Source organism: Methylophilus sp. 'Pure River' (assembly GCF_046765995.1).
Classification (GTDB): domain Bacteria; phylum Pseudomonadota; class Gammaproteobacteria; order Burkholderiales; family Methylophilaceae; genus Methylophilus.
Genome location: NZ_JBKOUE010000006.1, coordinates 144,592 through 158,016 on the forward strand (window position 1 = coordinate 144,592; position 13,425 = coordinate 158,016).

Here is a 13,425-nt window from a genome sequence, read left to right on the forward strand (position 1 = left end):
CTAAACCTGGTTTCCGTTAGTCTTCTTTGCCGCCAGTTGCTGGCAAACCTCTGCAACCACTGTAGTGGCTTGCGGCCTCGCCAGCGCACGTGCTTTCTGTGCCATCGCCAGGCAAGTCGGTCTATCCAGCGTTTGCAAAGTTGCCGCTAACTGCATGACATCCATATCACGCTGCTGTATCAACAACGCCGCACCTGCCTGCTGCAGGTAAGCCGCATTCGTCGTCTGATGGTCATCCACTGCAAACGGGAACGGCACTAAAATACTGGCAGCGCCCACGTTAGCCAGTTCAGCCACCGTCAAAGCACCAGAACGGCAAATCACCAGATCCGCCCAGGCATACACTTCTGCCATATCCTGAATAAAGGCACGGCAATCTGCGGCCACGCCAGCATCGGCATAGGCTTTTTTCAGCGCCTCAAACTGTTTTTCACCAGCCTGGTGAATGATCTGCGGGCGCGCATTGACAGGTAACTGGGCAAAAGCCTGTGGCAACAAGGTATTCAAGGCGACCGCGCCCAGGCTGCCGCCCACCACTAACACGCGCAACACGCCATGATGGTCGGCAAAACGTTGCTCCGGTGTGGGCAAGGTCGTAATGCCTTCACGCACCGGATTACCGACCATCTCGCCTTTTGCGCCCAAAGCACCAGGGAAACCGGTTAATACACGGCTAGCGATCTTGGCCAGCACTTTATTGGTCAGGCCAGCAATAGAGTTTTGCTCGTGAATCACCAGCGGCACACCAGCCAACCTGGCCATCACACCGCCAGGGAACGCCGCAAAACCGCCCATGCCCAACACCACATCCGGCTGATGTTGACGGATCGCTTGTCTGGCTTGTGCAAAGGCACGCACCAGCTTCACCGGCAAAGTCAGCCAGCCCAGCAAGCCTTTGCCACGTACACCGCGCATCGTCATCATGGCTTTGTCATAAGGTTTGTCGGCAATCAGGCGGTTTTCCATACCGCTTTCGGTTGCCAGCCAGACGATTTTCCAGCCTTGCGCATGTAGCGCGTCGGCCACCGCCATGGCTGGGTAGACATGCCCACCGGTACCACCGGCCATCACCATCAATGTGTATGAACGGCTCATCAGTTCAAGCCTTTCTGCAAGCGACGGTTCTCGAAATCGATACGCAGTAGCACCGACAGCGCAATGCAATTCGCCAGGATGCCGCTACCGCCATACGACAACAATGGCAAGGTCAGCCCTTTGGTCGGTAACAGGCCCATATTCACGCCCATATTGATAAAACCCTGCACGCCCATCCACACACCAATGCCTTGCGCCAGCAAGGCAGAGTAATAACGTTCGTTAGCCACCGCTTCTTTGGCGATACTGAAGGCACGGATCACCAGCCAGGCAAACAGCAACACCACCACTAACACGCCAACATAGCCCAGCTCTTCAGCCACCACCGCCAGTAGGAAGTCGGTATGCGCCTCTGGCAAATACAATAACTTTTCCACGCTGCCACCCAGGCCAACACCCCAGAACTCGCCACGGCCAAACGCGATCAGCGCATGTGACAACTGGTAACCGGTATCAAACGGGTCATCAAACGGATTCAGAAAGCCTTTCATACGTTCAAGACGATATGGCTCCATCACCACCAGGCCGATCACGGCCAATGGCAATGCGCCCAGCAGGCCCAGGAAGATTTTCAGGTCTACGCCACCCAGCCACATAATGGCAAACGCAATAGACGCCGTCACGGCAAAGGCGCCAAAATCTGGCTCGCGCAACAAGAGCACACCCACAAACGCCATCACGCCCAGCATGGGCAAGAATCCTTTTTGAAAACTGTGCATATTGCTGGCCTTGCGCACCACATAATCTGAGGCGTACATGGCAATAAACAACTTCATCAGCTCTGAAGGTTGCAGGTTCATCACCAGCAGAGAAATCCAGCGGCGGCTACCGTTCACCACTTTGCCGATGCCTGGAATCAGCACCATGATGAGCAGCACAATGCCCATAATGAACAGGTAAGGCGACATTTTCTGCCACCAGGCCATGGGGATCTGGAACACAATCACGGCTGCCACCAGGCCGACCACGATATACAGAGCCTGACGCACCAGGAAATAGGTGCTGTTATGGCCAAACATCTTGCTCGAATCGGCATAGGCAATCGAGGCGGAATACACCATGACCATGCCAAATGCCAGCAAGGACAACACCACCCACAACAACGACACATCGTAGTTGGGGGAGTTGTAACGCTCGCGGTTCATCATTAACGGCCCAAGCATGCGGCCTCCATGGCTTTGACAGCCTCGACAAACACCTGCGCCCTGTGTTCGTAATTACGGAACATATCAAAGCTGGCGCACGCCGGTGACAACAGGACGGCATCGCCTTCTTCGGCCAGGGTTTTGGCAATATGGACAGCGGCGGTTAAATCAACCGCATCGACGACTGGCAATTGCAGGTTATGCAAGACTTGCTGGATTTTTGGCGCATCGCGGCCGATGAGCACCACGGCCCTGGCATGATGCAAAATCGCTTCACGCAAAGGTGTAAAATCCTGGCCCTTGCCGTCACCACCGGCAATCAATACCACTTTTTGCGGCTTGCCCTGCTTGAGCATGCCGCTAATCGCAGCACAAGTGGCGCCTACATTGGTGCCTTTGGAGTCATCGTAGAAATCCACATCGTCGATATTGGCCACCCACTCCACGCGGTGCGGCAAACCAGCAAACGCTTGCACGGTGTGCAGAATAGACACTTTGTCGATACCGATGGCTTGCGTCAGCGCAATCGCTGCCAGGGCGTTGGCAATATTATGTTTGCCGCGAATCTGCAAGCTGTCAGCTTCAATGTAATGACGGTTGCCCGCGCATAACCAGCCCGCGTCGTTGAGGCCGTAATCATTAATGGACGGTGCCGGATTCACTCCAAACGACACCTGTGGCAACTGACCTGCCAGTGCGGCACTGGCCGGATCATCACGATTGACCACGGCAATGCGTGCGTGTTGGTAAATGCGCGCTTTGGCTTGCGCGTAGCCTTCCATGCCGTCGTAGCGATCCATATGATCTTCAGACAGATTCAGGATAGTGGCTGCATCCACTTGCAATTGATGCAGGGCTTCTAATTGGAAACTGGATAATTCCAGCACATAGACATCAGGCGCGGTCATCTGCAAGGTATCCAGCACCGGCAAACCGATATTGCCAGCCACAATGGTGTTCAACCCGGCCTGTTTGCAGATTTCACCCACCAGCGAGGTCACGGTCGTTTTACCATTGGAACCCGTAATCGCAATCACTTTGGCATAAGGGGCGCGAAAGCGTGCAAACAGCTCTACATCGCCGACCACCGCTTTGCCTTCCGACATGAGTTGCGCGATGACCGGCTCGTTTAATGAGATGCCAGGGCTTGCCACAATTAAATCCATGCCAGCTAACAATGCATGGTTAAACGGACCCAGGTGGCACTCCACCTCAGGAAACTCTGCATGCAATCGATCTTGCCCGGCCGGGTGCAGGCGTGAGTCGAACATCACGACGTCTGCGCCCATATGACGCAGCCAGCGCAAGGCTGAGAAGCCGGTATCACCCAGTCCCAGTACTGCAATCCGCTGTTGTTCAAACTGTTTTTTCATGTTCACGCCCGACGATTGTTCCGTGCCTTATCGCAATTTCAGGGTAGATAAACCGACCAGCACCAGCATCATGGTGATAATCCAGAAACGCACCACGACCTGTGTCTCTTTCCAGCCTTTTTGCTCATAGTGATGATGCAAAGGCGCCATGAGGAAAATACGTTTACCGGTCCCGGTCATCTTTTTGGTGTATTTGAAATAAAGGACTTGTGCGGCCACCGAGAAGGTTTCCACCACAAACACGCCGCCCATGATGAACAACACGATTTCCTGGCGCACAATCACCGCCACCACACCCAGTGCAGCCCCCAGCGCCAACGCGCCAACATCGCCCATAAACACTTCTGCCGGATAAGCGTTAAACCACAGGAAACCCAAGCCAGCACCGGCCATCGCCGCACAAAACACCATCAGCTCGCTGGCCCCTGCCACATATGGAATGCCCAGGTATTTAGAAAACACCGCATGCCCGGCCACATAAGAGAAAATCGCCAGCGCGCTGCCTACCATCACCGTAGGCAAAGTCGCCAGGCCATCCAGGCCGTCAGTCAGGTTGACGGCATTGCTGCTACCTACAATCACCAGGTAGGTCAGCACAATGAAACCCACCGCGCCCAGCGGGAATACCAGGTGCTTAAAGAAAGGTACGATCAACGTCGTTTCAACCGGTGTGGTCGACGTGGCATATAAAAACCCTGCTACCCCCAGGCCAACCAGGCTTTGCCAAAAATATTTAGCTTTGGCAGACAGGCCTTTAGGGTTTTTGTAGACCACTTTGCGGTAATCATCGACCCAGCCCACCGCGCCGAAACCCAATGTTGTAATCAATACCACCCAGATAAAGCGGTTATGCAGGTTGCCCCACAGCAAGGTCGAAATGGAAATCGCGACCAGGATCAGGGCACCGCCCATGGTTGGCGTCCCTGCCTTGACCAAATGTGTTTGCGGACCATCATCACGTACCGCCTGGCCAACCTTGTATTCAGTCAGCTTGCGGATCATGGCTGGCCCGACCAGGAACGAAATAGCCAGCGCTGTCAGCGTCGCCAGTACGGCACGGAAGGTGATGTAATTGAATACATGAAATCCGTGTACATCTGATGCCAACCATTTGGTCAGTTCTAATAACATATGCTTCCCTATTTCCCCACTAATTCAGTGGTTTGCGATTCCACCAACGATTCCACCAACGATTCCACTAGCGCATTCACTACGCGCTCCATTTGCATAAAGCGCGAGCCTTTTACCAATACCACGTCATTCGCCGTTGTTTCAGCCTGCAAAGCGGCCACCAAAGCCTCCAACGAAGCAAAATGCTGCGCCTGTGCACCAAACGCCTGCACCGCTGCCTGCGTGAAATTACCCAGCGCATACAGCTTGCCGATACCGTGTTCTTTGGCATAACGGCCGATTTGCATATGCATGGCCTCGGCATCTGCGCCCAGTTCCCCCATGTCACCCATCACAAACACCGTGTTTGCACCGGCATGCTTCAACACATCCAGCGCGGCCTTCATGGAGTCAGGGTTGGCGTTATAAGTGTCATCAATCACTTTGGCGCCGTTGGCAGCTGTTTTCACTTGCAAGCGCCCTTTAACCCCGGCGAAACCTTGCAGTCCTTGGGCAACGTCGGCCAGGCCGGCACCTGCGGCTAAACTTGCAGCGGCAGCCGCCAATGCATTCATCACGTTGTGCGCACCAGGCACCGCCAGCGTTAACGTCACAGCCTCGCCCTGATAATGCAATTTGAAGCTGGATGCATCGCCCAGCACTTCACCGCGAACATCGGCGGCCGGATGCATGCCAAATGTCAGCACCTGCCGACCAGCGTTCAACCCGCGCCAGTAGTCGGCAAACTCACTGTCGGCATTGATGACGGCGATGCCATCCTGGCTCAGTCCGGCAAAGATTTCGCCTTTGGCTTTAGCAATGTTTTCGCGCGAACCCAGTTCACCAATATGCGCCGTGCCAGCGTTATTAATCACCGCCACATTGGGGCGCGCAAGGCGGGTCAGGTAATCAATCTCGCCCAGGTGATTCATGCCCATCTCGATCACAGCGCAGCGATGTGTTACTTGCAAACGCAGCAATGTCAGCGGCATGCCAATATCGTTGTTAAAGTTACCGGCCGTGGCTAACACCTTGTCAGCGCCACCGACATGCGCCTGCATGATGGCCGCGATCATTTCCTTGGTCGTGGTCTTGCCATTGCTACCAGTCACAGCAATCAGCGGCAAAGCCAGCTGTTGGCGCCACCAGCTAGCCAATTGACCCAAGGCCAGGCGCGTATCTTTCACCAGTACGGTCGGCAAGCTACTCGTTACCGGTTTGCTCACCAGCGCCGCTACGGCGCCTTGATTGGCCACTTGCGGCAGGAAGTCATGACCGTCAAACTTTTCACCCGGTAACGCCACGAATAGCTGACCTGGCAGCACACGGCGGCTATCGGTATCTACCGAAGTCACAGTCACCTCTGCGCCCTGCTGCAAAGTGCCTTGTAAAACGTCAGCGATGGTTTTCAGCGCGATCATGCCTGTGCCTTCCGATTCGAAGCATCTTGATTCAATGCGCTCTTTTTCAAAGCGTTTTGTACCCAATCGGCATCGCTGAATGGATAACGTATGCCCTGAATCTCCTGATAATCTTCATGGCCTTTACCTGCCACCAGCACCACGTCACCTTTACCGGCCTGACTCACTGCGAGCGCAATCGCCTTGGCGCGGTCTGTTTCCACCGACGCCTCACGGGCCATGCCTTCAGCAATTGCCGCGATAATGGCGTAAGGGTTTTCACTGCGTGGATTGTCATTGGTGATGATGACGCTATCGGCCAACTCGTCAGCAATACGGCCCATTTCGCTACGCTTGCCACTGTCGCGGTCGCCGCCACAGCCAAAGACGCACGCCAGTTTGCCGCGTGCCTGGCTACGCAGAGTATGCAAGGCCTTTTCCAGCGCATCTGGCGTATGTGCGTAATCCACCACCACCAGCGGCAAGTCACCGCCACCAAACATCTGCATGCGCCCGGCCACAGGCACCAAGCCAGACACGGCCTGCAGGGCAGCAGGTAGCGCCACTTCGTTCACCAGCAGGCAAGTCAACACGGCCAGGGCGTTATAGACGTTGAACTGCCCCAGGGCATGTAACTGGATATCGCCAGCACCTTGCGCTGTGCGCACCTGAATTTCAAAACCGGTAGCATGCATGGTCACCGCCGTTGCACACACATCAGCCTGCGCATGCAAGCCATAGCTCAATACTTTTTTACCTTGCTTGCGTAAATCTTCAATCAGCGCCAGACCAAACGGATCATCTGCATTGACGACTGCCGCTGACAGGGTTTGCCAGTCAAACAGTTTGCGTTTGGCCGCCTGGTAGGCTTCCATGGTCAGGTGGTAATCAAGATGGTCGCGCGTGATGTTGGTCAGCACAGCAACATCAAAAGCCACGCCATTGACACGGCCTTGATCCAGGCCGTGGGAAGACACTTCCATGGCCACCATGCGTACGTCATCCAGCACAAATGTCGCCAGCATTTTTTGCAGTTCTACCGGGCCAGGCGTGGTGTTTTGTGTCGCTTGTAAATCTTCCAGCGCGCCATTACCTAATGTGCCGATGACAGCAGATTTTTGCTGCAAAAAGCGATACGCCTGCGCCAACCAATGCGTCACCGTGGTTTTTCCGTTGGTGCCAGTCACACCGACGCACCACATCTGCTCAGAAGGGTCTTTGTAAAACTGGCTGGCGATATGGCCGACCTGGGACTTGAGGTCAGCAATGGCGATGTTATGTACAGTCCAAGATGGGTTCCAATCGAAACCCTGGCTATCCCAGATCACCGTATTGGCACCTTTGGCAATCGCATCTTCAATATAGTCGCGGCCATCGCTGTGCTGACCTGGATAAGCCAGGAACAAGCCATGCTTTTCCACCTGGCGGCTGTCTGCAGTGATGCCGTGTACCGGCGCGGGAATAATGTATTTACTCACATCGCCTCCTTCACTTCAGTGGCGTCCGCCGGGGCCGCCACTGGCAAAGCATTACCATCTTGTGGAATCACCAGCATGCGCAGCACATCATTCATCACTGCGCTAAAGACCGGCGCAGCCACGCTGCCACCGTAGTATTCACCATTGCTAGGCTCATCAATCATCACCGCCATAATCAGGCGTGGATTAGAGGCAGGCACCATGCCAACAAAAGAACCGACGTATTTGTCATGCTCGTAACCATGATCGCCCAGCTTGTGCGCGGTGCCTGTTTTGCCCGCGACGCGATAGCCGGTGACCTGTGCTTTCAAAGCGGTACCGCCTGGCTGCACGACCAGTTCCAGCATGTCTTTGACTGAATTAGCCACTTTGGCAGAAAATACCTGGCGACCAACTGGTGGTTCAGACAACTTGGTCAGCGTGACAGGGAGTAACTCGCCTTCATTGGCAAATACGGTGTAGGCGCGTGCCAATTGCAACAAGGTCACGCTAATGCCGTGACCGTAAGACATCGTCGCCTGCTCAATCGGGCGCCAGGTTTTGTAATCACGCACCTTGCCAGAGGCTTCACCAGGGAAACCAATTTTGGTGGCTGAGCCAAACCCCAGTTGCACATAGGTGTTCCACAATTGCTCGCGGTTTAAATCAAGCGCCATCTTGGCCGAGCCAACGTTGGAGGATTTCTGGATTACTTGCGACACAGTGAGCACCTGGTTCGGGTGTGCGTCATGAATGGTGGCCGTGCCTATACGCAAGTAGCCCGGTGCGGTCTGGATTTTGGTATCAGGCTGGTAAGGGCCAAACTCCATGGCGGCGGCGGCAGTCACCGGTTTCATGGTCGAGCCCGGTTCAAAAATATTCACAATCGCCGAGTTGCGCAATTTGCTGGCCACATTAACCGGATTATTCGGGTTATAAGTCGGGATATTCACCAGCGCCAGCACTTCACCGGTTTTGGCATCCAGCACCACAGCCGCCGCCGCTTTGGCTTTATGCTTTTCAACCGCACGTGACAATTCACGGTGCACCACATATTGCACGGTACGATCGATGCTCAGCACCAGATCCTGTCCATCGTGCGGCAACTTCACCGCCACCAGATCTTCCACCACATGGCCTTTGCGGTCACGTACGAAATCACGCTTGCCCGCACTGCCAGATAATACGTTATTGCGGTAAAGCTCCATGCCCTCCACACCGGTATCATCCACGCCGGTGAAACCGACGATATGCGCCGTCACTTCTGCCGCGGGGTAGAAGCGTTTGTATTCCTTCTGACTGAATACGCCGGGCACTTTCATCGCCATCACCTGTTTTGCCACATCGGGCGCCACTCTCCGTTTGATATACACAAATTCTTTTTTCTTTTTTTGCAGCTTTTGCTGCAACTCTTTGGCTGGCATTTCCAGCAACTTGGACATTTGCTTTAACTGCGCAGCCGTCACCTGCACGTCAGTCGGGTTCGCCCAGACTGACTCCACCGGCAAACTGATCGCCAATGGCTTGAAATTACGGTCATAAATCTTGCCGCGATGCGGCATCAACACCACTTTGCGCCGCGAAAATGCTTCACCTTTTTTAATCAGGTAATCTTTATGCAAGGTTTGCAGGTAAAACCCGCGCCCCAGCAACAAGACAAAACTCAACAGCAGCAACACCAGTAGCGTTCTTCTGCGCCAGGCTGGCAATTTCACCAGCTTGTGTTGACTCTCTTTAAGCAGCATGACCATTCACTCGCAATGATTCCGGCTATGGCGCAGGCGGCACATCAACCATAATCACTTGTGTTTGCTGCATGCTCGGGCTATGCATATGCAAGCGCGTGGTCGCAAAGTCTTCCAGCCGCGAATGCATGGCCCAGGTGCTTTGCTCGATCTGCAACTGGTCATATTCCGTCATATATTGCTTGGTCAACACTTCTTGCCTGTCCAGCTCAAAATACAATTTGCGCGCCTTGTATTGCGCCGTCACCACGCCCAGGGCCATGGCAATCGTCAACGCAAACAAAATCAAATTCAGCCGGATCATGGAAACAACCTATTGCACCTGCGTGCGTTCAGCCACACGCAACACCGCACTGCGTGAACGCACATTAGCCGCCACTTCTGCCTTACCAGGCTTGACGGCCTTACCCACAGCCAGTAAGCGCGGCTGCGGTAAATCCTTAGCGCGCACCGGCAACCCGGCTGGCAAGTTGTCTCTATCCACTTCTGACTGGATAAAGCGCTTGACGATGCGGTCTTCCAGCGAATGGAAGCTGATCACCGCCAGCCGGCCTTGCGGACGCAACAACTGCAAGCAACCTGGCAACACTAGCGAGAGTTCCTCAAGCTCTTGATTGACGAAAATCCGTAGAGCTTGAAATGTGCGCGTTGCAGGGTTCTGGCCCGGCTCATTCTTGGGGATGGCGCCTGCCACGATCTTGGCAAGTTGCCCTGTAGTGGTGATGGCATGCCCATCTTCGCGCTCTTTAACAATCGCCCTTGCAACCTGCTTAGCAAACCGTTCTTCACCATAATCCCTAATCACCTCACCCAATTGTTTTTCAGACATCGTCGCCAACCACTCTGCGGCGGTTTTGCCCCGACTTTGATCCATGCGCATATCCAGCGGCCCGTCAAAACGGAAACTGAACCCGCGCACACCCTCATCAATTTGCGGTGACGAAATACCCAGATCGAGCAAAATCCCATCTACCGCTTGCACGCCCAGCTCAGCCAACACTGTTGCCATGGCTGAAAAATGCGCATGCACCATCGTAAAACGCGCATCGGCAATCGTTTGCCCATGCGCCACTGCCGCCAGATCGCGATCCAAGCCGATCAGACGCCCTTTGCTACCCAATTTGGAAAGAATAAGACGGCTGTGCCCGCCACGCCCGAAGGTGCCATCGACATACACACCATCGGCCTGCACATTCAGCGCATCCACCGCTTCATGCAACAACACGGTGATATGACTGGCGGCGACTGGTGACACTGACGTTTCCGTCAAGGACGCGGGCGCTGACTTCGCGCCCCGCGTCATAGCGAGAATCCTTCTAGCTCTTGCGGTATCTGCAACTGGTCGGTCGCCATCAGGCTTTCCAGTTGCTGATCCCATGCGGCAACATCCCACAACTCAAAATGACTGCCTTGCCCGACCATCATCACATCTTTGTCGAGCTTAGCGAATTTGCGCAGTACGGCATTCACCAGCAAACGGCCCGCCGAGTCCAAATGCATCACATCTGCCTGGCCAACGATCATGCGCTGAATACCACTGGTCTGAGGATTAAAACTGGACAAACTGGTCAGCTTGGTTTCAATCGGCTCCCAAGCTGCTTGTGGGTACAAAATCAGGCAGCGGTGCGGATGGGCCGTGAGCACGACCTCACCCTGCCCGCCAGCCGTCAGGGCGTCGCGATGCTTGGCCGGCACACTGAGCCGTCCTTTAGCATCCAAACTTAACTGTACCGCCCCGCGAAACATCAATATTGACCTTTATCCATTCATTTTGTTTAAAAGCGGGATGAATTTCCCACAATTCAACACAAAATTACCCTTTTGCACACTATAGATAAAAAAAAAGTGCTTGGCAAGCACTTTGGGAGAAAAAATCCCTTTTAAAGACAACGACTTAGAGCATTTTAACAAAGCAATTCAAATCAATATATTGGCGCAATAAACACATAAAGTTGTTTAATAAAAATAGCTATCTCATTGAAAATATTGAATAATTAAAAAATGTTATTTTTTGATGATTCTTTGTGCAAAAAATAGGTCAACCTCAACATCCCCTCACACTTAATAGACTATTGCGATGCAGCTTTCTCCACGATTGAAATTCCTGATCATAGGCACCGTGATTTTGCTGGCCATGGAATGGCGTACTTGGTGGCTCTACCTGAGTCCACCGCCAGACTTCAGCCATGGGCAAGTGGTGCTCTACGCCACCGACTGGTGCCCGTATTGCGAAAAAACACGAGCGCTGCTGGCAGCCAAAGGTATCCCATATCAGGAAATGAATATCGAAACCTCGGCAGAAGCACGCAGCCAATACCAACGGTTGGCCGCGAACGGTGTACCAGTATTACTGGTGGCAGGGGATGTGGTGCGAGGTTATCAGCAGAAAAAAATGGAAACTTTACTGGATCACTGGCAACGACAAGCAGCCAGCCCTGCTAAATAGCGGGTGAACATCACAGACAGGCTGTCATCATGAGCGCCCGCGATCGTCAGGCCGTCACAGCTAACTGGCGCGACCGTTTATTTTCGTACATGCGCTCATCTGCCAACTGCATGAGTTCGGTGATGTTCTCAGCCTCATAGTAATAGGCAGACCCTGCGCTGGCACCAGAAAACTCAAACCCCTCCAGGCGTACGCTTTCAATTGCTTTTTGCAGTGCCTGCTCAACCACCCGCACCTCGCCTTTGTGTGCCAACACGGCAAACTCATCCCCTCCCAGTCGGTATAAGACGAGATGGCTACCCAAATAGTGCTGATAGTGTTTTGCGAAACTCACTAGCAACGCGTCACCACGCGCATGACCATAATGATCGTTGTAAAACTTGAGCCCATCCAGATCAATAAAGGTCATACTGCCATGCATGGGCATCTGTTCCAGCGCTTTGACAAAAGCATAGCGATTCGGCAGGCTGGTTAAGGCATCCGAATTTGCCACCTTCTCTGTCATGCCCAGCGCCTCCAGGGCCTCTTCTTTTTCTTTACGCAATTGGGAGAACTGAAAGGAAAGCACCAATGCCAGCAACACCACCTCAATAGCAACACTCAGCAGCCCCAGATGTTCGATATACAAATCAAATTGCTCATGCAGCTTGCTGAGGCTAATGGTAATAATGCCACAGACAAAAAACAGGCTAATCGCGATGAAATAGCGTTTTGCCGTTGCATTTTTACGTTGGCTGAGCCTGATTGCCGCTGCCAGTCCGAAACATAAAAACAGTCCAACCTCATAGCGGCAAAGCTGTAATGCCCAATTGGGGTAGGCGATTGCCAGCAACAAAAACACCCCCATTACCACCAGAATAGCCACGCCGGTGTAATAAAGTCGCCTGTGCTGATAACGATTGATTTCCAGCAGATGTATCACAAACAACATGTAAGCCATGCTGGACACTAGCACAGGCATCGACACCCAATAGATGGCGTGCAAATTGAACAGGTCCGAGAGGACAAGCAGCGCCGCACTGTTGTAAATAAAATTACCGGCAATAAAAATTGCATACATGGCTTCCACACTACGATTACGACTCGTCGCGAGCACCGCATAATAGATTCCCAGCCCACAAAAGATGCCCAGGGCAAACAGCGTCAGCGCATTGCCACGCTTGATCGCTTGCATATAACCTGCCTGGTCTTGCAGATAAGGCTCAGGAATTGCCAGGTAATTGGTAGAGATCACTTGCGTGGCCAGGACGTATTTGCCTGGCGCCAAACTGACACTGCGGCCATGCCGCAAGAAAAAAGGATTCTCTATTTGACGACCAATGCCACCCTCGAGGCGCGCCACTTCACGCCCTTGCTGGTCATACAGCTGATGCCGGAAATATTCTATCGTACTGGTATTTTTGAAATCAAAAACGTACGCCTGCTGTTTATTGATTTCAAAAGAGGCCACATAAAGATAATGACCGCCTGTCAGGCTGACAGCGTCAACGTGAGAGTATTTTTTATGCAGCGGATCAGCAAGAAATTGATGGTGACTTTGCGCGCCGCCATACGGGCGTACAAGAGACCAATCACCCTCTATAGATTGGGGAGAGGCCTGCGCCAAGCCAGCGGACAGCACAGCGATTATGACCGCCATTAACACCCGGCCCAA

12 protein-coding genes are annotated in these 13,425 nt (G+C 53.5%); 1 reads left to right on the top strand and 11 read right to left on the bottom strand.

Annotation, left to right across the window (positions count from 1 at the left end):
- Genes murG through mraZ form a run of 10 tightly spaced genes read right to left on the bottom strand, consistent with a single transcriptional unit; the run spans position 1 to position 11,071 of the window.
- Positions 1-1,095 (bottom strand): undecaprenyldiphospho-muramoylpentapeptide beta-N-acetylglucosaminyltransferase, encoded by a 1,095-nt coding sequence (murG, locus tag ACIDE9_RS08945; protein ID WP_411994227.1) that lies wholly within the window; start codon positions 1,093-1,095, stop codon positions 1-3.
- On the bottom strand, positions 1,095-2,258 hold the full coding sequence (gene ftsW / locus ACIDE9_RS08950) for a putative lipid II flippase FtsW (protein ID WP_228520038.1): 1,164 nt from the start codon (positions 2,256-2,258) through the stop codon (positions 1,095-1,097). The genes murG and ftsW overlap by 1 nt, the downstream gene beginning before the upstream one ends.
- Positions 2,243-3,613: a UDP-N-acetylmuramoyl-L-alanine--D-glutamate ligase gene (murD, locus tag ACIDE9_RS08955; protein WP_411994229.1), complete on the bottom strand. Its 1,371-nt coding sequence runs from the start codon at positions 3,611-3,613 to the stop codon at positions 2,243-2,245. The genes ftsW and murD overlap by 16 nt, the downstream gene beginning before the upstream one ends.
- A gap of 27 nt (positions 3,614-3,640) precedes the next feature.
- Complete coding sequence (gene mraY, locus ACIDE9_RS08960) at positions 3,641-4,744, bottom strand: phospho-N-acetylmuramoyl-pentapeptide-transferase (protein WP_194754866.1); 1,104 nt, start codon at positions 4,742-4,744, stop codon at positions 3,641-3,643.
- 8 nt (positions 4,745-4,752) lie between these two features.
- A complete protein-coding gene (locus ACIDE9_RS08965) occupies positions 4,753-6,144 on the bottom strand; it encodes a UDP-N-acetylmuramoyl-tripeptide--D-alanyl-D-alanine ligase (protein ID WP_411994232.1) in 1,392 nt (463 codons plus the stop codon).
- The gene (locus ACIDE9_RS08970) at positions 6,141-7,601 is read right to left on the bottom strand and encodes a UDP-N-acetylmuramoyl-L-alanyl-D-glutamate--2,6-diaminopimelate ligase (protein ID WP_411994233.1); all 1,461 of its coding nucleotides are present in this window, start codon (positions 7,599-7,601) and stop codon (positions 6,141-6,143) included. Before ACIDE9_RS08970 ends, ACIDE9_RS08965 begins: the two co-directional genes overlap by 4 nt.
- Positions 7,598-9,325 carry a peptidoglycan D,D-transpeptidase FtsI family protein gene (locus ACIDE9_RS08975; RefSeq protein WP_411994235.1) on the bottom strand — a complete coding sequence of 576 codons (1,728 nt, stop codon included), beginning with the start codon at positions 9,323-9,325 and terminating at the stop codon, positions 7,598-7,600. The genes ACIDE9_RS08970 and ACIDE9_RS08975 overlap by 4 nt, the downstream gene beginning before the upstream one ends.
- A 25-nt stretch (positions 9,326-9,350) precedes the next feature.
- Complete coding sequence (gene ftsL, locus ACIDE9_RS08980; RefSeq protein ID WP_019883491.1) at positions 9,351-9,629, bottom strand: cell division protein FtsL; 279 nt, start codon at positions 9,627-9,629, stop codon at positions 9,351-9,353.
- Between the two features lie 9 nt (positions 9,630-9,638).
- Complete coding sequence (gene rsmH / locus ACIDE9_RS08985; RefSeq protein ID WP_411994237.1) at positions 9,639-10,628, bottom strand: 16S rRNA (cytosine(1402)-N(4))-methyltransferase RsmH; 990 nt, start codon at positions 10,626-10,628, stop codon at positions 9,639-9,641.
- Positions 10,625-11,071 (bottom strand): division/cell wall cluster transcriptional repressor MraZ, encoded by a 447-nt coding sequence (gene mraZ / locus ACIDE9_RS08990; RefSeq protein ID WP_194754872.1) that lies wholly within the window; start codon positions 11,069-11,071, stop codon positions 10,625-10,627. Before mraZ ends, rsmH begins: the two co-directional genes overlap by 4 nt.
- A 331-nt stretch (positions 11,072-11,402) precedes the next feature.
- On the opposite strand from mraZ, the gene ACIDE9_RS08995 reads away from it, so the two are divergent.
- On the top strand, positions 11,403-11,771 hold the full coding sequence (locus ACIDE9_RS08995) for a glutaredoxin family protein (RefSeq protein WP_228520040.1): 369 nt from the start codon (positions 11,403-11,405) through the stop codon (positions 11,769-11,771).
- 46 nt (positions 11,772-11,817) lie between these two features.
- Here the strand turns inward: ACIDE9_RS08995 and ACIDE9_RS09000 are convergent, their stop codons facing one another.
- Positions 11,818-13,410, bottom strand: a complete 1,593-nt coding sequence (locus ACIDE9_RS09000) for a diguanylate cyclase domain-containing protein (protein ID WP_411994240.1) — start codon at positions 13,408-13,410, stop codon at positions 11,818-11,820.
- Positions 13,411-13,425 lie beyond the last annotated feature (15 nt).